This window comes from Streptomyces paromomycinus, from assembly GCF_003865155.1.
Taxonomy (GTDB): domain Bacteria; phylum Actinomycetota; class Actinomycetes; order Streptomycetales; family Streptomycetaceae; genus Streptomyces; species Streptomyces chrestomyceticus.
This window is the reverse complement of the sequence record NZ_BHZD01000001.1, coordinates 9110825-9134535: the sequence shown is the minus strand read 5'-3', so window position 1 is coordinate 9134535 and position 23711 is coordinate 9110825. Positions and strand designations below refer to the sequence as shown.

The 23711-nt window shown below is 73.1% G+C and carries 18 protein-coding genes and 1 pseudogene; 8 read left to right on the top strand and 11 right to left on the bottom strand.

The window, feature by feature from the left end; translation table 11 throughout:
• Positions 1–42 precede the first annotated feature (42 nt).
• The 3 genes from OEIGOIKO_RS38800 to OEIGOIKO_RS38790 are packed head-to-tail and all read right to left on the bottom strand — an operon-like array spanning position 43 to position 5671.
• On the bottom strand, positions 43–1527 hold the full coding sequence (locus OEIGOIKO_RS38800; RefSeq protein WP_125057980.1) for an alpha-amylase family glycosyl hydrolase: 1485 nt from the start codon (positions 1525–1527) through the stop codon (positions 43–45).
• Entirely contained in the window at positions 1524–4223 is a 2700-nt protein-coding gene (locus OEIGOIKO_RS38795) for an MGH1-like glycoside hydrolase domain-containing protein (RefSeq protein ID WP_125057979.1), read from the bottom strand. The genes OEIGOIKO_RS38800 and OEIGOIKO_RS38795 overlap by 4 nt, the downstream gene beginning before the upstream one ends.
• The gene (locus OEIGOIKO_RS38790; protein WP_125057978.1) at positions 4220–5671 is read right to left on the bottom strand and encodes a hypothetical protein; all 1452 of its coding nucleotides are present in this window, start codon (positions 5669–5671) and stop codon (positions 4220–4222) included. Before OEIGOIKO_RS38790 ends, OEIGOIKO_RS38795 begins: the two co-directional genes overlap by 4 nt.
• A 181-nt stretch (positions 5672–5852) precedes the next feature.
• On the opposite strand from OEIGOIKO_RS38790, the gene OEIGOIKO_RS38785 reads away from it, so the two are divergent.
• Complete coding sequence (locus tag OEIGOIKO_RS38785; protein WP_031000224.1) at positions 5853–6338, top strand: DUF1269 domain-containing protein; 486 nt, start codon at positions 5853–5855, stop codon at positions 6336–6338.
• Between the two features lie 123 nt (positions 6339–6461).
• A complete protein-coding gene (locus tag OEIGOIKO_RS38780) occupies positions 6462–8726 on the top strand; it encodes a helix-turn-helix transcriptional regulator (protein WP_125057977.1) in 2265 nt (754 codons plus the stop codon).
• Positions 8727–8751: 25 nt separating this feature from the next.
• Here the strand turns inward: OEIGOIKO_RS38780 and OEIGOIKO_RS38775 are convergent, their stop codons facing one another.
• The gene (locus tag OEIGOIKO_RS38775; protein WP_125057976.1) at positions 8752–9234 is read right to left on the bottom strand and encodes a helix-turn-helix transcriptional regulator; all 483 of its coding nucleotides are present in this window, start codon (positions 9232–9234) and stop codon (positions 8752–8754) included.
• 70 nt (positions 9235–9304) lie between these two features.
• A complete protein-coding gene (locus OEIGOIKO_RS38770) occupies positions 9305–9598 on the bottom strand; it encodes a hypothetical protein (protein ID WP_125057975.1) in 294 nt (97 codons plus the stop codon).
• A 175-nt stretch (positions 9599–9773) separates the two neighbouring features.
• Here OEIGOIKO_RS38770 and OEIGOIKO_RS38765 point away from each other — a divergent pair, with 175 nt between their 5' ends.
• Positions 9774–10235, top strand: coding sequence for a DUF7144 family membrane protein (locus OEIGOIKO_RS38765; protein ID WP_125057974.1), 462 nt, complete (start codon positions 9774–9776; stop codon positions 10233–10235).
• 77 nt (positions 10236–10312) lie between these two features.
• Here the strand turns inward: OEIGOIKO_RS38765 and OEIGOIKO_RS38760 are convergent, their stop codons facing one another.
• Positions 10313–11620, bottom strand: coding sequence for a diacylglycerol/lipid kinase family protein (locus OEIGOIKO_RS38760; RefSeq protein WP_125057973.1), 1308 nt, complete (start codon positions 11618–11620; stop codon positions 10313–10315).
• A gap of 248 nt (positions 11621–11868) precedes the next feature.
• Here OEIGOIKO_RS38760 and OEIGOIKO_RS38755 point away from each other — a divergent pair.
• A pseudogene (locus tag OEIGOIKO_RS38755) lies at positions 11869–13269 on the top strand (DUF2252 domain-containing protein); the annotation flags it as partial.
• On the opposite strand, the gene OEIGOIKO_RS38750 reads toward OEIGOIKO_RS38755, so the two are convergent.
• The 4 genes from OEIGOIKO_RS38750 to OEIGOIKO_RS38735 all read right to left on the bottom strand — a co-directional run bounded on the left by OEIGOIKO_RS38750 (position 13267) and on the right by OEIGOIKO_RS38735 (position 16556).
• Positions 13267–14073 carry a YhjD/YihY/BrkB family envelope integrity protein gene (locus tag OEIGOIKO_RS38750; RefSeq protein ID WP_125057972.1) on the bottom strand — a complete coding sequence of 269 codons (807 nt, stop codon included), beginning with the start codon at positions 14071–14073 and terminating at the stop codon, positions 13267–13269. The pseudogene OEIGOIKO_RS38755 and the gene OEIGOIKO_RS38750 sit on opposite strands and share 3 nt — an antisense overlap.
• A gap of 96 nt (positions 14074–14169) precedes the next feature.
• A complete protein-coding gene (locus OEIGOIKO_RS38745) occupies positions 14170–14304 on the bottom strand; it encodes a hypothetical protein (RefSeq protein ID WP_371859006.1) in 135 nt (44 codons plus the stop codon).
• A gap of 77 nt (positions 14305–14381) precedes the next feature.
• On the bottom strand, positions 14382–15158 hold the full coding sequence (locus OEIGOIKO_RS38740) for a hypothetical protein (protein WP_125057971.1): 777 nt from the start codon (positions 15156–15158) through the stop codon (positions 14382–14384).
• 693 nt (positions 15159–15851) lie between these two features.
• The gene (locus OEIGOIKO_RS38735; protein ID WP_125057970.1) at positions 15852–16556 is read right to left on the bottom strand and encodes a methyltransferase domain-containing protein; all 705 of its coding nucleotides are present in this window, start codon (positions 16554–16556) and stop codon (positions 15852–15854) included.
• 278 nt (positions 16557–16834) lie between these two features.
• On the opposite strand from OEIGOIKO_RS38735, the gene OEIGOIKO_RS38730 reads away from it, so the two are divergent.
• Complete coding sequence (locus tag OEIGOIKO_RS38730; RefSeq protein WP_125057969.1) at positions 16835–17629, top strand: SDR family oxidoreductase; 795 nt, start codon at positions 16835–16837, stop codon at positions 17627–17629.
• 85 nt (positions 17630–17714) lie between these two features.
• Here the strand turns inward: OEIGOIKO_RS38730 and OEIGOIKO_RS38725 are convergent, their stop codons facing one another.
• The gene (locus OEIGOIKO_RS38725; protein WP_125059524.1) at positions 17715–20066 is read right to left on the bottom strand and encodes a HelD family protein; all 2352 of its coding nucleotides are present in this window, start codon (positions 20064–20066) and stop codon (positions 17715–17717) included.
• 268 nt (positions 20067–20334) lie between these two features.
• Here OEIGOIKO_RS38725 and OEIGOIKO_RS38720 point away from each other — a divergent pair, with 268 nt between their 5' ends.
• The 3 genes from OEIGOIKO_RS38720 to OEIGOIKO_RS38710 all read left to right on the top strand — a co-directional run bounded on the left by OEIGOIKO_RS38720 (position 20335) and on the right by OEIGOIKO_RS38710 (position 23624).
• Positions 20335–20964 carry an ArsR/SmtB family transcription factor gene (locus OEIGOIKO_RS38720; RefSeq protein ID WP_125057968.1) on the top strand — a complete coding sequence of 210 codons (630 nt, stop codon included), beginning with the start codon at positions 20335–20337 and terminating at the stop codon, positions 20962–20964.
• The gene (locus OEIGOIKO_RS38715) at positions 20961–22313 is read left to right on the top strand and encodes an MFS transporter (protein ID WP_125057967.1); all 1353 of its coding nucleotides are present in this window, start codon (positions 20961–20963) and stop codon (positions 22311–22313) included. Before OEIGOIKO_RS38720 ends, OEIGOIKO_RS38715 begins: the two co-directional genes overlap by 4 nt.
• A gap of 255 nt (positions 22314–22568) precedes the next feature.
• Positions 22569–23624, top strand: coding sequence for a chitinase (locus OEIGOIKO_RS38710; protein ID WP_125057966.1), 1056 nt, complete (start codon positions 22569–22571; stop codon positions 23622–23624).
• Positions 23625–23711: the final 87 nt, after the last annotated feature.

The following is a 23711-nucleotide window of genomic DNA, read 5'->3' as shown; positions in this document are numbered from 1 at the left end:
CCGCGGCGGGCCGGTGTCAGGCGTTCGGTGCGGCGGCCCCGTTCAGTCCCGGTCCCGGCCGACGGCCAGGAGGTGCGTGCCCCAGGCGTCCAGACCGACGAACAGGCCGGGGCCGGTCAGCTCGGTCCCGGAGCGGGTGTACCGCTCGCCGTCCAGCAGCCCGGTCAGCACCCACGCGCCGGGGTCCAGCTCCGGCCACGGCAGCCGGACGCGTCCCTGGGCCGGCCGGTCCGAGAGGTTCAGCACCGTCAGGAAGCGTCCGGCGGGGCCTTCCCAGCACCAGGCGAGCAGGTTTCCGGCGGAGGCGTTGTCGGGCCAGCCCGCGCACTCCAGCAGCCGCCACTGGCCGGTTCGCATCCCGCTGCGGTGCACGCCGGCCAGCAGCCTCTCGTGGAAGGCCCGCAGCGCGGTGTCAGCGGGCTCGTCCGGGCGCCGGTCCAGGAAGACCGGCAGCCGGGTGCGGCGCCCGGTGAACTGGCCCTCGTGCCACAGCGTCGCGCCCGGCAGCGTGGCGATCAGGACCGCCGCCGCGCGCTCCTTGGCCGGGTGCAGGGTCTCCGCGGCCCGGGGCTCGTCATGGTTCTCCAGGAACCGTACGAGCTTGCGCTGGTAGGTCTCGTCGGCCGTCAGGTGCTGCCGCACCGACTCGGGGCTCTCGTTCAGCACCCGGTCGTAGAGACGCTTGTCGTAGCAGAAGTCGAACCCCTGCTGTTGCAGGTCCCATTCGAGGTCCCAGTACGCCTCGGCGACGAACGTCATGCCGGGGTGCCGCTGCCGTACGCCGTCGATGACCGTGGGCCAGAAGTCGTCCTGCGGCGGGCTTCCCGCGCGCTGGCCCCAGGTGCGGGCGAAGATGTCGTTCATCAGCAGCATCGCCATGTCGCAGCGCACCCCGTCGCAGGCCTGCCCGATGTGACCGAGCACGTCCGTCGTCGCCCGGCGCAGGGCGGGTTCGAACGCGTTCAGCTGCACCACGTCCGGCCAGGGCGGGAAGAAGGGGTCACGACCGCGGGCCAGGACGGCGGAGCCGGTGTCGAGGTAGGCGGCCGGATCGCGCCGTACGTCGTCGGCGGTGCCCCGTACGAAGTACTCGGGGTGCTCGGTCACCCAGGGGCTGTCCGGGGCGACGTGGTTGGGGACGTAGTCGAGCAGCAGCCCGATGCCGCGGCTGCCGAGTTCGGCGCGCGCGGCGGCCAGCCCTTCGGCACCGCCGAGCGTCGCGTCGACCTCGTAGCGCCGGATGCAGTACGGCGAACCGGCGATCTCGCCCTCCTCGACGCCCGGTACGGCCCGGTCGAACGCGGTACGCAGGGACGGGTCCCACAGGGCGATGCCGCGGCCCCGCGGGCTGCGCTCCCACACCCCCATGAGCCAGACGGCGTCGATGCCGTGCGGGGTGATCTCGTCCCACGCGTCCTTGGGCACGTCGCCGAGCCCGGCCGGAGCGCCGGTGCGGCGCCCGGCCTCGCGCAGCCACACCCGGGTGTTGACCTCGTACACGACGGGCTGTGCCGGCAGCTCGGTCATGGCCTCTCCTTCCGGGCCGGCTCCGCCAGGAAGTCGCCGGGCGTGAGCGTGCCGAAGATCTTCATCAGGGTGACGAGCAGGCCCGTCCAGCCGGTCTGGTGGGCCGCGCCGATCCCGGCGCCGTTGTCGCCGTGGAAGTACTCGTGGAAGAGGATCAGGTCGCGCCAGTGCGGGTCGTCGCGGAACTTCTCCTGACCACCGTAGAACGGCCGCCGGCCGTCCTCGCCGCGCAGGAAGATGCGGGTGAGCCGGCGGGAGATCTCCTCGGCGGCCTCGAACAGGGTCATCCGCACGCCGGAGCCGGTCGGGCACTCGACGGTGAACCCGTCGCCGTAGAAGCCGTACAGATTGAGCAGCCCGCGGATGACCAGGACGTTCATCGGGAACCACACCGGACCGCGCCAGTTGGAGTTGCCGCCGAACATCCCGGTGTCGGACTCGGCGGGCAGGTAGGACACACGGTATTCCTCCCCGTGCACCCAGAAGGTGTACGGGTGCTCGGCGTGGTGGCGGGAGAGGGACCGGATGCCGTACGGGCCGAGGAACTCGTCCTCGGACAGGAGGTGGCCGAGGACCCTCAGCAGCTTCTTCTCGTCCACGACGGACAGCAGCCGGGCGCCGCCGGTCTCGCCCGCCTGGGCCGAGGCCAGGGTGACGGACAGGGAGGGGTGGCGGTCCGCGAAGCGGCGCAGGCGCTCCCTCAGGCCCGGTATCCGCTCCAGCTGCCGCGGGCGGAAGACGGTCGACGCGCACAGCGGCAGCAGTCCCACCATCGAACGGACCTTGAGCCGTACGGCCTGTCCGTCGGGCAGGCGCAGCACGTCGTAGTAGAACCCGTCCTCCTCGTCCCACAGGCCGTCCCCGAGGTCGCCGACGCGGTCCATGGAGCCGGCGATCCACAGGTAGTGCTCGACGAATTTCAGCACCAGTTCCTGGTAGGAGGGGTTGTACTCGACCAGTTCCAGCGCGATCTGGAGCATGGACTGGCAGTACAGGGCCATCCAGGCGGTGCCGTCGGCCTGTTCGAGCCGGCCGCCGGTGGGCAGTGGGGCGCTGCGGTCGAAGACGCCGATGTTGTCCAGGCCGAGGAAGCCGCCCTGGAAGAGGTTGCGGCCCTCGGGGTCCTTGCGGTTGACCCACCAGGTGAAGTTCGTCAGGAGCTTGTGGAAGGTGCGCTCCAGGAACGCGGGGTCGGCGTGGCCGGTGGTGCGTTCCTCCACCAGGTGGACGAAGTACGCGGCCCAGGCGTGCACCGGCGGGTTGACGTCGCCGAAGTTCCACTCGTAGGCGGGGACCTGCCCGTTGGGGTGCAGGTAGGCGTCCTGGAGCAGCAGTTCGAGCTGCTGCTTCGCGAAGCGGGTGTCCACGGCCGACAGGGCCACGGCGTGGAACGCCAGGTCCCAGGCGGCGAACCACGGGTACTCCCACTTGTCGGGCATCGAGATGATGTCGTCGCTGACCATGTGGAACCACTCGCGGTTGCGGATGCCGGGCCGCGGCAGGCTCCACGGGTCCAGGCCGTGCTCGGACAGCCAGGTCTCCAGGTCGAAGCCGTAGTACTGCTTGGTCCACAGCATTCCGGCGACGGCCTGGCGCAGCACCCGGGCCTCGTCCTCACTCGCGTCGGGCGGGGCCAGTTCGCGGTGGAAGGTGTCGGCTTCGGTGATCCGCTCCCGGAACACGGTGTCGAAGCCGCCGGTCAGTGACAGGGAGGAGCCGGTGGGCGCGAGGCGCAGCCGCAGGATCTCCTCGCCGCCGGCGGGGACGGTCAGGGTGTAGTGCGCGGCCGCCTTGGTGCCCTCCGCGGCCGGGTTGACGGCCTCCTTCTCCCCCTCGACGACCGCGCGGCCGATGCCGTCCTTGACGTACGGCGAGGCGTTGGGCGTGCCGAAGAGCCGCTCGTTGTTGCTCTCGTTCTCGGTGAACAGCAACGGGACCGCTTCGGCGCAGCGCAGGTCGTAGCTGCCCAGCTCGGGGTGGACGGCCCGGACGGTCGCCGTGCGGCGCGGCCCGGCGGCCGCGGCCAGCCGGGGCGCGGCGACGGCGCCTGCGTACCAGGACCAGGTGTTGCGGAACCACAGGGTGGGCAGGACGTGCGCGGTCGCCTCGTCGGGGCCGCGGTTGGCGACGGTGATGCGGATCAGGATGTCGTCGTGGTCGGCCTTGGCGTACTCGACGGTGACGTCGAAGTACCGGTCCTCGTCGAAGACGCCGGTGTCGAGCAGCTCGTACTCGAACTCCTGGCGGCTGCGGGCCTGGTTGGTGGCCACCAGGTCGCGGTAGGGGAACTCGGCCTGCGGGTACTTGTACAGGTAGCGCATGTAGGAGTGGGTGGGCGTGCTGTCGAGGTAGAAGTAGTACTCCTTCACGTCCTCGCCGTGGTTGCCCTCGCCGTTGGTCAGGCCGAAGGCGCGCTCCTTGAGGATGGGGTCGCGCCCGTTCCACAGCGCGAGCGCGAAGCACAGGCGCTGCTTCGCGTCGCAGATGCCGCCGAGGCCGTCCTCGCCCCAGCGGTAGGCCCGGGAGCGGGCGTGCTCGTGCGGGAAGTACGACCAGGCGTCACCGCCCGCGCTGTAGTCCTCGCGGACCGTGCCCCACTGGCGTTCGCTCAGGTAGGGACCCCACAGCTGCCGGCGGTCGCCGTCGCCGGCCGGTCCGGATGGTCCGGATGGTTCCTCGTTGGTCTGCGTGTTCATGCCTGCCTCCCTGCCTCGCGGGCTCCCCCGGCACCAGGCTCGGCGTCCGCTCCGGGGGCCGCCTCACCTGACCGGGGTGAGGGACTGTCGCGCAGCGCGAGCGTGACCGCGGCCTCGTACGCCGCCAGCAGCATCGCGATGACGAGGAGGCCGGCCCAGGACGACAGCAGCAGGGCGACCAGGGCGGCGACGACCACGCCGGCGACCCGGAGCACGTCGGCGTGGTCGCGTACCCACGCGTGCGCTCCGCTCCCCGTGGACACCTTCCGGCCGGCGCGCGCGGCGAACCGGCCGGTGGCCCGGGCGCCCCGGGACGTCCGGTGGCGCAAGCCGGCGGGCAGCCGCCCGGGGCCCACCAGGTACATCACGACGGCCAGCGCGACACCGAGCCACAGCAGCAGGTCGCCCCGGTCGCGCAGCGTCGTGAAGACCGTCCACAGCGCGTTCCGTACGCCGTCCCGGTAGACGCCGGACGGCACCTGGGCGAGGAGCTGGTCCCGTACCGCCCGCAGGACGGCGGAGAGCGCGGTGACGCTGACCACCAGCCACAGGCCGAGCTGGAGCAGGGTGCGCCGGCGGTTCGGGGAGACCCACAGGGCGAGGCCGAGCAGGAGCGGCACGGCGAGCACCAGGCCCACCAGCCCGCGTTTGAACAGCACCACGGCCTGCTGCACCTGCCCCAGCGTCTCGCGGTCGTAGAGCTTGATCTGCGCGAAGTCGGCGGGCAGTGACACACCGAGCGCCTTCTCGATCCGTTCGCGCAGCCCGGGCGGTACCTCTCCGGACGACAGGGTGGGCAGGTCGAGCCGCTTGCCGAACAGGGCGGGGAGCCGGTCCTCCAGGGCGTTGAGGAGGTTGTTGACCAGCGGCAGCAGATTGAGGGTGACCGTGTCACCCTGCACCCGCACGCCCTCGCTGCGCCCCTCCAGCACGGCGGTGATCCGGGCGTGCGCGAAGCGGTTGGCGGAGCGCCACAGGTCCTGGAACTGTTCCGTACCGAGGAGCTTGGTGACCGTGTCGCGCACATAGCCGTGCACCGCACCGGTGACCGGTCCCGCGACGAACGACGCCCGGGGCGGCAGTGCCTCGGACAGCCGCCGCTCGACGTCGAGCTGGTCGAAGATCTCGTCCGTCAGATAGGCGGAGACGGCCTTGTTCACGGCCGGGTCCTCGGGCAGCCGTCCCACCGTGGCCACCCAGCGGTCCGTGTCGAGCGCGGTGCGCGCGCCCCACACCCCGACGACCGAGGTGACCGTGAGGACGGCCACCAGCGCGATCACCACGGCCGCGACGAGGCGCCGCAGGGCCAGCAGCCTGGCCCGCCGCCGCTCCTGCGTTCCGGCGCGGGCCCGCAGCTCCCGGACCTCCGCGCGCAGCCGCTCCAGTTCGCCGGCGGGCGCGGAGCCCGCGCCGGCCGGGCCGTCGTGCGCCGTTCCCTCGTGGGTCATGGCACCGCACCTCCGCCGCCCACCGTCCCGGAGCGCGCGCCGCCGGGCCCTCACCTGTCGTGGGTGACGCGGCCGGCGGCGGGATCCGGCTGGATGGTGGCGGCCCCGGCGCACGGACCGGCCGGCGGCTGTCCTGTCCCACATCAGGCCGGACGACCGGCCGTTCCACCAGGAGGCAACGATGGCCGATCTCGTCGTACTCGGGTTCTCGGACCGGGAGAAGGCGGACGCGGTGCTGCGGCTCGCCAAGGACCTGTCCCACCAGGAACTGCTCGACCTGGAGGACGCGGCCCTGGCCTGGCGCACCATGGACGGCAAGATCCATGTCCGGCAGTCCTACAACCCCACCGCGAGCGGTGCGGCCGGCGGCGCCCTGTGGGGCACCCTGCTCGGGATGCTGTTCCTGATGCCGGTGTTCGGCGCCGCGGTGGGCGCGGCCACCGGCGCGGTCGCCGGCAAGCTCAGCGACGTGGGCATCAACGACGCCTTCGTCAAGGAGATCGCGGGCACCCTGGAACCGGGCAGCGCCGCGGTGTTCGCCCTGGTGCGCCGCTCCACACCGGACCGGGTGCGTGAGGCGCTGCGCCCCTTCTCCCCGCACGTGCTCCGTACGTCGCTGACCAAGGACCGCGAGGAAGAACTGATCGCGGCGCTGCACTCCGTGTGAGTGTTGCGCCCGGGCGCAAACCTCACCCGGGTGAAACGGCGCCCGTCGCGCTGCCCGTACCGCCGTGCCCGTCCCACACTTGCCTGAGCAGCACCCTCCCGCTCCGAGAGCGAGGTGCCGCCCATGGACACGGGTCCGAGGGAACGGCGCGACGGGTCCCCGGCCACCGTGCCCGCGCTGCCACGGTGGCTGGTCCCCAGACCCCGGCTGACGGACCGGCTCTCCTGGGGCACCTGCGGGCCGCTGACCGTGATCGTCGGCCCGGTGGGCGCCGGGAAGACGGCGCTCGCCGTGGAGTGGGCGCACACCGGCCGGTCGCCGGGCCCGGTGGCCTGGGTGACCTGTGACGGCCGGGACGAGCAGCCGGACATGTTCTGGTCACGGGTGGCCGGCGCGCTGCGCGCGGCCGGCGCGGACGTACCCCCGTTCGTGGCGGCTTCCGGCGGCCCGCCGTCCGTGGCCGGCCCGGTGTCCGGGCCGGCCGCACGGCGTGCCCCGGTGGTCCTCGTCCTGGACGACTTCCGTACGGAGCCCGGCTCGCCGACCGCCGAGGGCGTACTGGGGCTGCTTAAGCAGTCGGCTCCCGCGCTGCGCCTGGTGGTGCTCGCACGCCGGGACCCGCCGCTGCATCTGCACCGGTTCCGGCTGTCCGGCGAACTCACCGAGCTGCGCACCCGCGATCTCGCCTTCGACGACCGGGAGACGGCCGCGCTGCTCGCCCAGCACGGCGTCGAGCTGGCCAAACCGGTGGTGGGCGCCCTGCGGGAGCGTGCGGACGGGTGGGCGGCCGGCCTGCGCCTGGCCGCCATGTCCATGGAGAAGCAGCCCTCCCCGGAGAAGTTCGTGGCGCAGTTCGCCGGGGACGACGAGGCGGTGGTCAGCTACCTCGTGGAGGAGGTCCTGGACGTACAGCCCGTGGGGATGCGGCGGCTGCTGCTGACGACGAGCGTCCTGGAGCAGATGAACGCCGAACTGGCCACCGAGCTCGCCGGTGAGGAGGCGGGCAGCCACTTCGCGGCACTGGTACGGGAGAACTCCTTCCTCCAGCCCACCGGCCACGGCTGGTACCGCTGCCACCGGATGTTCGCCGACGTGCTGCGGATGCGCCTGCGGCACGAGACGCCGGCGCTGGTGCCCGAACTGCACCGCCGGGCCGCCGCCTGGCTGGGCGACCACGGGCTGCTCGCCGACGCGGTACGGCACTGGTCGGCGGCCGGCGACCACCGGCGCGCCGACCGGCTGATCGTCCACCGGCTGGCGATCGGCCAGGTCCTGGGACTGACCGGGGACCGCCTGCCGGACGGCCTGGTCCGCCGGCCCGAGGCCGGGGCGGCGGACGGGCCCGAGTCCACGCTCGTCAGCGCCGCCGCGGCCCTGGCCCAGGGCGACGACCGGGTCTGCGCCGACTCCCTGGCCGGCGCCGGACGGCTCGTCGGTGAACTGCCCGCGGACGAGGAAGACCGCAGCACCCGCTGCCGCCTGACGCACGCCGTGATCCGCATGGCCCGGGACCGCTCCCGGGCTCCGGAGGCCGCCCGGTCCGCGGCGGCCGAGGCGGAGTCGTTGTGCCCGCGGCTGACGCGGGCGACGCTGGCCGCGCATCCGGAGATCCCGGCGCTCGCCCTGGCGATCCGCGGTCACGGCCAGTTGCGCGACGGCAGCCTGCGGGCCGCCTCGGTCTCCCTGACGGCCGGCCTCAAAGCCGCGTGCGCCGCCGGGAACGGCGTACTGCGCCGGGACTGTCTCGTCGATCTCGCCCTGCTGGAGACGTTGCGCGGCCGCTTCCGCGCCGCCGGCGAATTCGTCACCCACGCCTGTCAGCCGCCCCTGCCGGCCTGGACCCCGACGGACCGCTCCCGGTCCTCGCTGCACGTCGTACGCGCCTGGACCGGGCTCGCGCGCGGCGAACCCGCGCAGGCCCGCCGGGAAATCGGGCACGCGCGTGCCGTACTGCGCCACGCGCCCGACCCGTTCGTCGCGGAGATCTGCACCCTGGTGGCGGGGCTCACCGAGGCGGCGGAGCAGGGCGGGCCGTCCGCCGCCTGCATCGGCGACGTCCTGGCCGGCTGCCGGCTGCCGGCGGAGCTGCTGCGGACGATGGAGCCGGGGTGCACCGCCGTGCTCGGCCCGTCCGGCGGCCCGCGTACCCGCGTCCTGGCACGGCCCGAGCCGCCCCTCGTGGCTCCGCACCCGGTCGAGCGGCTCAGCACACGGGAGCGGGAGGTGCTCGGCCGCCTCGCGCAGATGATGACCACCGAGGAGATCGCCGCGGACCTGTACCTGTCGGTCAACACCGTCAAGACGCATCTGAAGAGCGTCTACCGCAAGCTCGCCGTGACCCGGCGGTCGGCGGCGGTCCGGCGGGCCCGCGAACTGGACTTGCTGTGACGCCTCGGGATCTGCGGGCCACCGATTACGGGACGAGCCCTCGCTCCCGGGCCCGGTGCAACGCCTCGGTCCGGGAGTGCGCGCCGAGTTTGCGGTACACCGCGCGCGCATGACTCTTGACGGTGTTGTGCGACACGAAGAGATCCTCGGCGATGCAGCGCAGCGAGACCTTCTTCCGCAGCGCTCGCAGCACGGTCAGTTCACGTTCCGTCAGCGGCTCGGGCAGCGCTGCCGGGGGCCGGGCGCCCCGGTCCCGCCGGGGCGCCGAGGCCAGCACGGCCGCCGCCTCGTCCACCAGCGCCGCCGCGCTCCGCTGATCGTCCAGTCCTTCCCCGATCTCCACGAGGAGGTCGGCCAGCCACGCCAGACAGGCCGTCACGGCCCGGTCCGCCGTCCCGGCGTCCTGGCCCAGGTCCCGTAACCGTCCACGCAGGGCAGCCGCCCGGCCGCCGTCTCCCGGCCCGGCGGGCCTTCGGACTCTTCGCGCGGTACGGAGCGTGGCGGGCATGCCCTCACCTCCCGGCGGCAGGCGATACCCACCCAGCCTCGCGTGGAACCGGGCGGTGCCGGAAGAGGCCTTACGGCCCTTCGGCGCGCGCGTCCGGCCCGCCGGCCCCGGCCGTTCCGGGCAGCCGGCGTACCTCCAGCAACTCCAGTCCCAGTGCCTGGATACGGTCGAGGATGCCGTAGAGCGCGGCCTGGTCGAGCTCCGCCCCGTACAGCACCGTCTCGGCCGGGCGCAGCCGGACCGTCAGCTCGCCGAAGGCCGAGGTGAGGGCAGCACCGACCCTGCCCCGGACCCGGATCTCGAAAGCGCCGCCGCCGGGCGGCACGCCCGCTCGCTCGGGCCCCGCACCCGCCTGTGCGCCCATGGAGTCACCTCCGCTGCGGCGGCTTGGCCTCCCTGCCATTCTCGCCGGTCCGCGCGGGACGGCCTCACCTCGGGAGGGTGACGGCGCGCCGGTGTCCGCCCGGTCTCATCCTCCGTGGGTGAACCGGGCACGGGGCCGCTCGGGCATGCTCCGGCCCACCGAGGAGGAGGTCCGCATGGCTGAGCAGACTTCGGCAGAGCAGAGCCGGCCGGGCACCCCGGCCCAGGAACCCCGCATCCGTCCGGTCGCGTTGGGCGGCGTGGTGTTCGCCGTCTGCATCCTGACCGTCATCGGGGCCTACCACGCGATCGCGGGACTCGCCGCGATCATCGACCACAACTTCTACCGGTCCCAGGAGAACTACGCGTACGACTTCAGCATCAACGGGTGGGGGTGGCTCCAGCTGCTCTCCGGCATCATCGTCTTCGCGGCCGCGTTCAACCTCTTCAAGGGCCGCACCTGGGCGCGTGCCGTCGGCATCGGGGTCGCGATCTTCAGCGCGCTGGAGAACTTCTTCTTCACGCCGTACTACCCCGTGTGGTCGGCGATCATCATCGCGCTCGACGTCCTGGTCATCTGGTCGCTGGCCACGTACGGCCACCAGGAGGCGCACAAGGTCTACAACGCGCCGCTGTAGTCCTGTTCAGCCGGGTCCGTACGTCCGGCCCCGTACATCCGGCCCGACCGGCCGTCCCGTAGGAGGCAGCTCCACCGTCAACTCCGCGCCGGCCCCAGCCCCAGCCTGGCGAGCAGGCGCCAGTCCAGCGGCGGCCGGGCCAGGCGCACGCCCGGCCGCCGCCGGGGCACGACCACCCGCAGGGCCAGCGGCCGGATGTCGCAGTGCACCGGTACGCGCAGCCGCAGCGCCTCTCCGTCGACGCCGACCGGAATCCGCTCCTGATCGGCGTCGACGACGACGTGCGTGGCCGTCACCCGCGTCAGACCGGCGGCCCGCCTCCCCCGTACCAGACCGGCGGCGTGTGCGGCGCCGCTCACCTCGATGCCGACGCAGCCCAGCACTCCGCCGTCCAGTCGCGCCCGGCGCCCCAACCCCGCGATGTCGCCCGTGCCGTACGGGTTGTTGCTCACCAGCAGAGCCTGCGGCCCGCGGAAGGTGTGCTCCCCGGCCCGTGCGGTGAGCTGCCCGCCCCGGTGGCCCACGAGCAGGTCGGGCAGCAGGTCCAGGGTGGTCCGGGTCTTGCCGTCGCGGTACGAGGGGCTCTGCACCACCTCGGCGTAGGCGCCGAACGACACGTTGTTGACGAAGGGCCGGCCGGCGGCCCGGCCGAGGTCGACGCGGAGTTCCACGCCGTCGTGCAGGGCGTCCAGGGCCTTCGACGGGTCGTCCCGGTCCAGGCCCAGGTCCAGGGCGAAGTGGTTGCGCGTACCGGCCGGAATCACCAGGAAGGGCAGGCCGAGAGCGGCCGCGACCTCGGCGACCAGGGCCTGCGTGCCGTCCCCGCCCGCGACGCCGAGCAGGTCGGCGCCCCCGGCCGCCGCCTTGCGGGCGAGCTCGGCCACATCGGTCTCCCCCGGCCCCTCCAGGAGCAGCACCTCCGCTCCCAGGGCCGCGGCCTTCTCGCTCAGCCCGAACCGGCCCACCTTGCCGCCGCCCGAGCGCGGATTCATGATCAGTACGGGGTGGCGGGTCTCCGGCGCCGGCCGTTCGGGCATCGGGACCGGCCTGGTGTGCAGGACGAGGGCGGCCCGGCCCGCGCCGACGGCGGCCAGCCACAGCCCCACGGACAGAGCGGCGACCCAGGCCAGGTGGGCGCCGGTGTACTCCAGGAGGACCCAGGCCGGAGCGGCCAGGGCCAGCAGGAAGGCGAGGACGCGCAGGACGCCTCGCCGGCTCAGGGTCCACCAGATTGCGGCGGCGGTGACCGCCAGTCCGGCGAGTCCGACTCCCACCAGGGCGAAGGTGCGCACCCCCGCGAACACGCCCAGTACCAGCACCGCCGCCACGGCGGCCGCCAGTGACGCGCGCGCCAGCCACCGCTGTTTCCGCATGGTCGCTTCCATGCCGTCACCGTGCGCCGGCCCGGCCGTACGGGCATCACCCGGGCCAGGCGACCCGCACCGGCCGGGCCGGGCACCCCGGGGACCGACGCCGGGCCGGCACCGGTCCGACGCCGGACCAACCGTCACAAACCTCCCCCTCCCCCACTCTCTCCCCGCCCCCGCTCCTCCCGCCTCACACCGCCGGGGTGATGACGAACCGGCCGCACGGGCCGACATTCGTGCCTCGTGTCCGGCAGGAAGGAGGCGCCATGCCCGGCGCCGAGCGCACCCACGCCACCGCACAGGAACGGGCCGCCCGCGGCCGGGCGGCCCGCGCCCTCGTACCGCGGTCCGGCCACGCGGAGTTCACTCCCGCGCCGGACCGGCCGGACCCGGTCGCCGTGATCGAGCGGCAGTCGGCGAGCAGGCTCCCGGAACTGGTGCCGATCCGGTACGGGCGGATGCTGGAATCCCCGTTCCGCTTCTTCCGCGGAGCCGCCGCCGTCATGGCGGGCGACCTGGCCGGCACCCCGTCCACCGGGCTGCGGGCCCAGCTGTGCGGGGACGCCCACATGCTGAACTTCCGGCTGCTCGCCTCCCCGGAGCGGCATCTGATGTTCGACGTCAACGACTTCGACGAGACGCTGCCGGGCCCCTGGGAGTGGGACGTCAAACGGCTGTCGGCCAGCCTCGTCATCGCCGGCCGCGCCAACGGTTTCAGCGAGCCGGAGCGGTCCCGCGTGGTCCGGGAGGCGGTGCGCGCGTACCGCGAGGCGATGGGCGCGTACGCCGCGATGCGCCACCTCGACGTGTGGTACACGCGTATCGACGCGGACGAGCTGTACGGCGCGCTGGGCGGGGAGCTGGACCAGCAGGCCCAGCGGCGGATCTCCCGGGCCCTCACCAAGGCCCGTACCCGCGACCACCTCCAGGCCCTGGAGCGGCTCGCCCACGTCGTCGACGGCGAGCTGCGGATCACTGCCGACCCGCCCCTCGTCGTACCGCTCGGCGACCTCCTCCCCGACGTCGAACGCGCCCGCCTGGAGGAGCAGTTACGGGACCTGGTCGACCGCTACGCGAGGACCCTGCAAGCCGACCGCCAGGCACTCCTCGCGCAGTACCGCGTGGTCGACATGGCCCGCAAGGTGGTCGGTGTCGGCAGCGTGGGAACCCGCTGCTGGGTCCTGCTGCTGCTCGGACGGGACGACGCGGACCCCCTCTTCCTCCAGGCCAAGGAGGCGCAGGAATCGGTACTCGCGCCGTTCGCGGGCCCGCCCCCCGGCGGAAACCAAGGAGAACGGGTCGTCACCGGGCAGCGGCTGATGCAGGCGGCCGGCGACATGTTCCTGGGCTGGGAACGCGTCGAGGGACTGGACGGGCGGCAGCGCGACTTCTACCTGCGGCAGCTGCGCGACTGGAAGGCCGTCCCCCGAGCCGACACGATGACGCCCGGCATCATGCGGCTGTTCGGCCGGCTGTGCGGTACGACCCTGGCCCGCGCCCACGCCCGGTCCGGTGACCGCATCGCCATCGCCGCCTACCTGGGCCGCTCCGACACCTTCGACCGCGCACTGGCACGGTTCGCCGAGCGCTACGCCGATCAGAACGAACGCGACCACCGGGCGTTGGCCGATGCGGCGCGCGACGGCCGGGTGACGGCGGCGCAGTCAGTCCGACGGGACGTACGGCAGCCTCAGCCGGCGCCGGACGGCCTCGGTACGGGCGAGCACCTGCCCGACGGCGATGCCGAGCACGACGGTGGCGAAGAAAAGGATCAGCCAGGACAGCAGCGTGAAGACGGTGCCGAGCGGCCCGTACCGCTCGACGCTCCGGGTCAGCGCCCGCGGCAGCCAGAGCCCCGAGAGCAGGGAGAACGCCACCACTCCCGTACCGGTCAGCAACGCCCCCGGCAGTAACGGCATCCAGGGCAGCCGCCCGGCGAGCAGCAGGTGCTGGGTCCACCACCACATCAGCACGGAGCACGCGAGTTGCAAGGACACCCCGGGAACGGTCCCGGCGCCGAAGGCGCGATGGATCATCCCCTGATACACCAGCGTCACCACCCAGACCACGAGCCACAACGCCCAGCGCCACGCCACGATCCGCGCCCCTGAATGCGGCAGGTGCCAGGAACGTTCACACACCCGCTGGAGCACCCGTGTGAAGGCCGTGGCGGACACCAGGGCGACCAGCACACCGACCGCGCCCCAACTGTGCGACACCTGCTCCCGGTACCCGTAAGCCGCCTCCACCTGACCGCGCAGGGGGTTGTCCGCCCCGAACACGGAACGCAGCGAACTCAGCAGCTCCTGCCGTACCGCATGCGGGCAGAAGGACGAGACGGCGATGAGCATCGGCAACGCGGCCAGAAACGCCTGTGCCGCCAGCCGGGTGGCGAGATCCAGCACATTGACCCGCACCACCTGCCGCACGACCCGCCCCACCAGCGGCCGGACCGGACAGAGTTTCGCCATGCCACCGCCCCCTCCCGCGACAGTCCCTCCCCGGCCCGCCCAGCCTCACAGCCACCCGCCCGCGGTGAGTCGCCCGCGGCGGGTGGTGCGGCGGCCCTAACTCCTGCCGTCCGCCGCGTCCTCGTCCGGCACCCACCGCGGTGCGGGCGTGATGCCGACGGCGTCGGCGAACACGCCGACGGACAGGTTGCGCCGGGTGAGCAGGACGTCGAGCTCGACGACGATCGCCATCAGACCACTCCGGCCCTCTCACTCCGCAGGTCGGCCGCTTGCGCAGCAGGCTCCGCTTGACAGGGCCCTGTCTGAGATCAATCGATGCCGCCGTCGTCCAGCAGGACGGCCGGCGGGCGCTTCCCGTCCCGGGCCGTGGCCCGCAGTGTCTCGGCGATACGGGAGTAGAGAACGCTCGCCAGCGCCCATGTGCCGTCCAGATGGCTGGCGTCGCGGGTACGGCGCAAGGCGATCAGTGCGCCGATGACGGAGCGGCCGGACAGCATGGCCCGCACCCGGCCGCCGCCCTCGTCCGTCAGCTCGTACGCGAAGCAGAAATGCTCTTCGCCGGCGGCGCGGGCGGCGAGGAACTCCCACACCTCCCGGTGACAGATCAGGGCGACCGGCCCGGTCTGAGCCGCCTTCAGGAGCAGCACGCCGTGGTCGACGTCCTCCTGCGTCTCATGGCGGCCGGGGGTCGCGTCGATCTTCTCGCTGAAGACGCCCTCCCTGTCCGCGTCCGTGCCCAGGTCCGCTCCCACGTCCGCCTCCTCGTCGTCATCTTGGTCGTCCAGGAGAGGGGGGAAGGGCGGCTCCTGGCCGGTGTCGGCCAGGTCCGGGTCGGCCCACTCGGGCTGCGTCGCCTCGGCGGGGTCCGCACTGGTCGCCTCGGCGGGGGCCGCGCTGTCAGCGAGTTCCGTACCCTCGGGCGGCTCCGTACTCCCAGGCGGCTCCGCGCCGCCGGCCATCAACTGCCGTACGTCGGCGACCTCCTGCCGCAGCAGCGCCACCTCGCCCCGCACGTCGTCCAGACGCCGGCTCAGCCCCGCGACCCCCTTCGAGAGCGCCTTGCGGGCCATGAGCAGAGCCGTCATGAAGTCCTTGTTGCGCCCCACCGGTACCCCCGTACTGCACGTGTTCGGACGGTGTAGGCGGGGAGCCTGCCCGGCCCGACCGTGCGTCGACGCATCCGGGGCGCGGCCGGTACGCGACCGCTGTGCACCCGGCCGAAAAGGCGCGGTCGGAGCATCAACTACGCGCCATTCGGCTGAGCTTGCGAGCGAACGGCGCACACGCGGACGAGATCGCGGGACGTCCGGGACGGCTGACCCCCGAGCGGGAAGGGGACCCGACGGGGGTCAGCCGGACGGCGGCACTCAGGCGTCGTCGCGCAGAGCAATCCTCGAAATCGCCGCCCACAGCGCCTTAACGGCGACTGCGACGGCGAATCGTGAGGCCAGCTCCTTGATCCACGACCTCTTCTCCTTCGCGGCCATCTTGCACCTTCCTTCACTCCAGACGTCGCAGTGAAGCGGACGTGCCTTCACTGCCAGGGCGAGAAAGGGAGCTCGCCCTGCCCGGCGAAGGGACGCCGGGCCCCGCAACGCCCCCTTGTGTCGCGGGGCCCGGCTTCCCTTTATGCGCCTGGAGTGACTAGGTGCATGGCTTCATATTAGCCGCGCGGGGCGCCAAAGAGGCTTGCCGGTGGCCGAGTTCGCGCCGGGCCCGGCGGTCGGCGGCACGTCAGGGCACGGGTGGCCGGTCCGGCGCCGGGCCGACGGGACCGTTCAGCGGCCGAGGACCATCCACTGGGCCGGCAGGTCGATCCGTACGCCGTCCGCGCGGTGTTCGGTCATCACCAGGTCGATCTCACCGTGGTCCAGCACCGGCACGCCCAGGTCGCGGAAGAAGCCGGGGACGGCGGCGTCCTCCGTGGCTGCGGGTGTCAGGCCGTGCGCGAAGATGCCGGCCAGCTTGGGGGGCGGGCCGTCGGCACCCTGGGCCGCCTGGGACAGCACGTCCTTGGCTCCGGCCAGCAGTTCGACGACGAAGGCGCGTCCGCGGTCGCCGATCAGGGTGGCGATCGCGGGGCGGGCGTCGGGTTCGCTCTGGTGGATCACCGCGCGCAGGTAGACGTTGGCGTCGCCGAGACGCTGGTGCAGCCGCCGGACGGCGTCCTGGTCGGTGGCGTCCAACTGCTCGAACCGGGCAGCACCCTCGGTGTCGGCCCGCCGCGCGTGGGCGACGGCGGCTTCGGCGAGGTCCACACCGACGGCCAGCGGGAAGTGCCGGGCCAGGTGGCGGGTCTGGGTGCCGGTGCCGCAGCCCAGGTCGACGACGGGCAGTGTGACGTCGGCGAAGGGAGCCAGCAGCGGCAGGTGGTGCCCTGCGGCCAGTTCGGCGGCACAGTCGAAGATGGCCGCGCCCGGCGCGTCCGAGGTGTCGCGCCAGTAGCTCTCCCACGCTGCGCGGTACCGCTCCGACACGTCCATGCGCCCTCCCGGGGCCGGGGATACGTTCTTGTCTCCGGATGTCTCCGGATGTCTCCGGATGTCTCCGGCGCTCCGGTACGACGCGCACCGCACGTCCGTTGCTGATCAGGATTCACCGTACGCCGCGCCGAGGGTGGGTGCGGTGCACCCGGGCACGGTCCGTCCTGGTGGCGGTGTACGCCGTGGGCCAGCCTCTGAAGGCAGACGAACGAGCCGCAGGCAGTCGAGCCTCAAGCAGTCGAGCCTCGGAACAGCACCTTCGAAAGGCAGTACACAGCATGAACGCGAAGACCCCCGTGCCCACGAGTCCCGCTCCGGCTCCCGGCACCGGCGGCCCGGAGGACGCGGACGGCAAGGTCGTCCTGATCACCGGCGCGAGCAGCGGCATCGGCGAGGCCACCGCGCGGCGGCTGGCCGCCGACGGGCATCACATCTTCCTCGGCGCCCGCCGCACCGACCGGCTGGCAGAGCTGACCGGGCGGCTCGGCGACGGGGGCGGCTCGGCGGCGTACCGGCGCCTGGACGTCACCGACGCCGCCGACGTGCGGTCCTTCGTCGGCGCGGCACAGGCCACGTTCGGACGGGTGGACGTCCTGGTCAACAACGCGGGGGTGATGCCGCTGTCGCCCCTGGAGGCGCTGCGGACCGAGGAATGGGACCGGATGCTCGACGTGAACGTCCGCGGTGTGCTGCACGGGATCGCCGCCGCGCTGCCCGTGATGCGGGCGCAGGGCGGCGGGCACTTCGTGAACATCGCCTCGGTCGGCGCGTACGAGGTGTCGCCGACCGCCGCGGTCTACTGCGCCACGAAGTTCGCGGTGCGCGCCCTGTCCGAGGGGCTGCGCCAGGAGTCCGGGGGAGACATCCGGGTCACCGTGGTCTCCCCCGGCGTCACCGAGTCCGAACTCGCGGACGGCATCGGCGATCCGTCGGCCCGGGAGGCGATGCGCGCCTACCGCGCGGTGGCCCTGCCGGCCTCCGCGGTCGCGGACGCCATCGCCTTCGCGGTCGGCCTGCCCGCGGACGTCGACGTGAACGAACTGGTCGTACGGCCGACGGCGAGCGCCCAGTAGCGTTCCGGCGGTGCGGTCGCCGCCGGGCCGTCAGGCGCGGTACGGGGGCGCCGCGCCGGGTGTGCGGCGCCCCCGTACCGTACGGTCAGCGGCCGGATGCGGCCGTCTCGGACTCCGCGGCAGCCTCCGCCAGGGACCGCAGTGCCGTCGGCAGCGTCCCGGTGTGCACCACGCCCAGCCGCTGGGTCGCCCGGGTGAGGGCGACGTACAGGTCGCTGGTCCCGAACCCGGCCGGTTCGACCACGAGCACGGTGTCGAACTCCAGACCCTTGGCCTGCCGGGGGCCGAGCAGGACGACCGGGCGGGTCAGGTCGAGGTCCGCGCCGGTGGACACGTCCGGCAGGGCGGCGGAGAGCGCGGCGGCCAGGGCCGGGTGGTGGGCCTTCGGGGCGATGACCGCGAGCCGGCCCTCCCCCGGACCACCGTCGCCGCCCTCCCCCGCCTCCGCCGGGCGGGACCGGGAGCCGTCGGCCGTCTCCCGTACGACCGCTTCGGCGACCGCCCGCGGCAGGTCGTCCGCGGCGGCGCCGAGGGCCCAGGGCCGTACGCCGGTGGACCGGATGGAACGCGGCGGCTCGAAGGAGGCGTCCGCGGCGCGGGGCACCTCGGCCGCCACGTCCATGATCTCGCTGGGGGTGCGGTAGTTGACGCCCAGCCGGACCAGTTCCCAGCGGTCGTCCACGTACGGGGCGAGGATCGCCTCCCAGGCGCCGCAGCCGCCCGGTTCCGCGGTCTGCGCCGGGTCGCCGACCAGCGTCATGGAGCGGGTCGGGCAGCGGCGCATCAGCAGCCGCCACATCATCGCGGACAGCTCCTGCGCCTCGTCCACGATGATGTGGCCGAAGGCCCAGGTGCGGTCGGCCGCGGCCCGTTCGGCGGCGCTGCGGTGGTCGGCCTCCTCCTGGCGGTCGGCGAGCCGGTCCGCGTCGATGAGGTCGTGCGCGGCCAGCACCTCGGAGTCCTCGTCGTCCTTGTCCTCGAACTCCTGGGTACGGGAGCCGTAGGAGAGGTCGAGCACGCCCTGGGCGTACTTGATCCGCTCCTGGCGTTCCGCCTCCTGGGCGGCGCGGGCCGCCGAGTCGTCCTCGCCGAGGAGTTCGGCGGCCTCGTCCAGCAGCGGGATGTCCGCGGGCGTCCAGGCGTCCTCCTCCGGCCAGGGGCCGTGGTGGCCGTTGGCCCGGCGGATGGCGTCCGCGTCGGCGTCCGGGAGGTGGACGGGGTCGGCGAGGAAGTCGGCGACCAGTTGCTGCGGGGTGAGTTCGGGCCACAGCTCCTGGATGGCGGCGTGCACGTCGGGGCTGGCGGCGACCGCCTTGCCGAGCTGGGCGACGTCGTCCGGGCCGAGGAGGTTGGGCCCGCCGTACGGGTCGGCGCCGATCCGGTCGGCCAGCTGCGCGGTGAGCGCGTCGATGACGTGGAAGGCGAAGTACGGGCGGGCGAGGTTGTGCGGCAGCCGGGTGGTGCGCGCGTGTTCCCGGGCGGCGGCCGCGATGTCCGCGTCCAGCAGCAGTTCGCCGTCCTCGTGGTCGATGACGAGGGCCGGTTCGGGCAGGGCCTGCCGGTCGCGTACGAACCGGGCCAGCGCGTCCGCCATCGCCGCACTGCCCTTGACCTCGGCGGCACGTGCGGTGTCGGTGCCGGTCGCGGTCACGCCGGGGAACAGTTCGGCGGGTGTGGCGAGCAGGACACCCGTCTCTCCGAGCGAGGGCAGCACCTCCTCGATGTAGCCGAGGAAGGCCGGGTTGGGGCCGACGATCAGCACGGCGCGGCGGGCGAGCTGCTCGCGGTGCGCGTACAGCAGGTACGCGGCGCGGTGCAGGGCGACGGCGGTCTTGCCGGTGCCGGGGCCGCCTTCCACGACCATGACGCCGTGGTGCGGGGCGCGGATGATCCGGTCCTGTTCGGCCTGGATGGTCTGCACGATGTCGTGCATCCGGCCGGTGCGGGCGGCGTCGAGGGCGGCCAGCAGCACCGCGTCCGCGTCGGAGCCCTCGTGGCCGGTGCGTTCGGCGTCGGTGAGGTCCAGGATCTCGTCGTGCAGGGCGGTGACCCGCCGGCCCTGGGTGGTGATGTGGCGCCGGCGGCGCAGGCCCATGGGGGTGTGGCCGGTGGCGAGGTAGAAGGAACGGGCGACGTCGGCCCGCCAGTCGATGACCATCGGCGTACGGTCGGCGTCGTCGCGGCGGATGCCGATCCGGCCGATGTGGTGGTCGGCGCCGTCACGGAACGCGAGGCGGCCGAAGCACAGGCCGTTCTCCCCCGCGTCGAGGGCGGCCAGCAGCCCGGACTGTTCGGCGACCGTCACATCGCGTTCCAGCCGTGCCTGGAAGTTGTTCCCCTCCAGCGGCAGCGCGCGCTGGACGGCGGACTCGGCCCCGGCCCGCAGTTCGGCGAGGCGTCCGTAGAGCAGATCGGTGAATTCCTGCTCCTGCCGCAATTCCTCGTTTGACAATTCAGCTCCGCTCCGATACCGTGTTCTCTAGTGGCAAGTCATGTATTGAAGAAATACCCAGACATGCAAACGCCTAATATACGCAGAGATTCACCCCGGCCGTCAATACGGACCGGGGTTTTTGTATGGGCGCGCAGGCCCCGCACGCCCCGTACGGCGCGCGGCCCGCACCCCCTGAAGGCCCAGCCCGAAACATGCAGAGAGTTCTCTGTAACCACTGTGCAGAGAATCCTCTGCAACCTATGCTGCTGCCATGTCCGCCCAGCCCGAACCCGCCCCGGAGCACAGCGCCGCCACCGGCCCCGCGCACTCCCGCCCCGCCCGCCGCCTGGACGCCCGCAGTCTGCGCGGGCTGGCCCACCCGCTGCGGATGCGTATCTTCGAACTGCTCACCCTCGACGGCCCGGCCACCTCCGCCCGGCTCTCCGAACGCCTCGGGGAGAACACCGGCACCGTCAGCTGGCACCTGCGCCACCTCGCCGAACACGGCTTCATCGAGGAGGAGACCGGGCGCGGCACCAAACGCGAACGCTGGTGGAAACGGGTCGATGTCACCAACGATCTGCATACCGCCGACTTCCACGACGACCCCGATTCCCGGGGCGCCCTCTCCGTCTATCTGCATGAACTCGTGCAGCAGTACTTCAACCGGGTCACGGACTACGTCGCCGAGGACTGGGACCAGACCTGGCGGCAGGCGGGCACCGTCGCGGACTGGCACGATCTGCGGCTGTCCCCCGCGCAGCTCAAGGCACTGAACGCCGAACTGTTCGAGGTCGTCGCGCGCCACACCCCCGCCCCGGACGCCGACGCCGCGCCGGACGCGCTCCCCGTCGTCGTACAGCTCCAGTCCTTCCCGCGCAGAGAGCGGGGCGACGCGTGAAGCGGAACACCGCAAGGCGCGGCAGTCTGCTGCGGCGCCACCGCGACTTCCGGCTGCTGTGGTGCGGCGAGACCGCCGGCAAGTTCGGCGCCTCGGTGACCGGGGTGGCGATGCCGCTGGTCGCCGTGTCCACCCTGCACGCCGGGGCCTTCGAGGTGGGGATGCTGAGCGCCGCCGCCTGGCTGCCGTGGCTGGTCATCGGTCTGCCGGTGGGCGCGTGGGTGGACCGGCTGCGGCGCCGGCCGGTCATGATGACCGCCGCCGCGGTCGCGTGCGCGTTGTTCGCCAGTGTGCCGGTGGCCGCGTGGTGCGGCTTGCTGAGTACGGGCCTGCTGCTGGCCGTCGCCCTCCTGACGGGTACGGCGACGGTGTTCTTCCAGACCGCCTACACCGCCTACCTGCCCAGCATCCTGGCCCCCGACGACCAGGCCGAGGGCAACGCCAAGCTGCACGGCAGCGCGTCCGCCGCGCAGGTCGCCGGGCAGGGCTCCGGCGGCCTGATCACGCAGGCGGCGGGGGCGGTGAACGGGATGTTCGCCCAGGCCGCGACCTTCCTCGTGGCGCTGCTGTGCCTGTCGGGCATCCGGCACCGCGAGCCCCGCGCCGAACGGACGGAGCGGCGCCCGGGAGCGCTCGTCGCAGAGGTCGGCGAAGGACTGCGGCTGATCGCCGGTGATCCCTGGCTCCGTACGCTGACCCTGTTCGGCGCCGCCTCCAACCTGGCCCTGATGGGGTACCAGGCCGTCTTGGTGATCTTCCTCGTGCAGACCGTCGGCCTGTCCCCCGCGGCGGTCGGCGGTCTGGTCGCGGCGACCGGCGCCGGGGGCGTGGTGGGCGCCTTCCTCGCCCGCCGGGCCGCCGTGCGGGTGGGGACGGCCCGCGCGACGCTGCTGTTCGAGTTCGGCCTGGCGCTGTTCGCGCTGCTGATCCCGCTGACCACGGACGGCGCCGGAGTCGTGTTCTTCGTCGCGGGCGGCTGCTGCGTCTCGGCCGGAGTGGTGGCCGGGAACGTGATCAAGGCGGGGTTCCAGCAGCGGTACTGCCCGCCGCAGCTGCTCGGCCGGGTCACCGCCGGTTCGACCTTCCTCGGTTACGGCACGATTCCGCTCGGCGCGCTGCTCGGCGGTGCGCTCGGCTCCGCGCTCGGCCTGCGTGCGGCCATCTGGATCACCACCGCGGGGATTCCGCTGGCCGCCGTGTTCCTGCTCTGCTCGCCGCTGCGGCGGGTCCGTGACCTGCCGACGTCCCTTCAGGAGCCGCGGGAGGGGGACGGTGGGGGCGGCGGGGACGGCGGGGACGGCGGATTGTCGGCCGCGGGTGAGGGGGAGCCGGCGCTGCCCCGGTCGTGACGCACGGGCGGCGCGCCCGCCCCGTACCGCCCGTACCGGCCCCGAACCGAGTTGGTCCAGACCTATTGACGGTCTCCATGGGTGACCCTACGGTTCGGGCAACGCACCGTGCAGTGCACCATTCACCCCCCGCGCACCACCAGCACCACGCGTCCCCGCCCCGCGCTCCACCAGCACCACGCGTCCCCGCCCCGCGCTCCACCGTTCCCCCTCCTCCGTCCCCCCGGCCACGCCACGGCCGGAAAGGAGCACACCATGTTCGGTCGGGCGTCCCGCCTGCTCGGCATCGGCCTGGCGTCGGCCTGTGCCGTCTCACTGCTGACCGCCGCGGCGCCGGGCGCCGCACCACGGGAGACCACCTGTCCGGTCAAGTCCAAGCCCGCGGGCAAGGTGCTCCAGGGCTACTGGGAGAACTGGGACGGCGCCGCCAACGGCGTCCACCCCCCGTTCGGCTGGACCCCGATCACCGACTCCCGGATCGGCGCGCACGGCTACAACGTGCTCAACGCCGCCTTCCCCGTCATCCGCTCGGACGGCACGGTCCTGTGGGAGGACGGCATGGACGCGACCGTGAAGGTCGCGACGCCCGCCGAGATGTGCGAGGCCAAGGCGGCGGGCCAGACGATCCTGATGTCCATCGGCGGCGCCGCGGCCGGCATCGACCTCAGCTCCAGCAAGGTCGCCGACCGGTTCGTGGAGACGGTGGTGCCGATCCTGAAGAAGTACAACTTCGACGGCATCGACATCGACATCGAGACCGGTCTCACCGGCAGCGGCAACATCAACACGCTCTCGGCCTCGCAGGCCAACCTGATCCGCATCATCGACGGCGTGCTCGCCCGGATGCCGTCGAACTTCGGCCTGACGATGGCCCCGGAGACCGCCTACGTCACCGGCGGCAGCGTGACGTACGGCTCGATCTGGGGCGCGTACCTGCCCATCGTGAAGAAGTACGCGGACAACGGCCGCCTCTGGTGGCTCAACATGCAGTACTACAACGGCAGCATGTACGGCTGCTCCGGCGACGCGTACTCCGCCGGTACCGTCCAGGGCTTCACGAAGCAGACGGACTGCCTGAACAAGGGGCTGGTCATCCAGGGCACCACCGTCAAGGTCCCGTACGACAAGCAGGTACCCGGCCTGCCGGCGCAGCCGGGAGCGGGCGGCGGCTACATGTCGCCGGGGCTGGTGAGCCAGGCGTGGAACACCTACCGGGGCGGGCTGAAGGGCCTGATGACCTGGTCGCTGAACTGGGACGGCTCGAAGGCGTGGTCGTTCGGCAACAACGTCAAGGCGCTGCAAGGACGCTGATCCCCGCGTCGCGAGGGGCGCTGATCCCCGCACCGCGCCGAGCGGACGGCACGCGGGCGGGTCCGGTCACCAGGCCGGGCCCGCCCG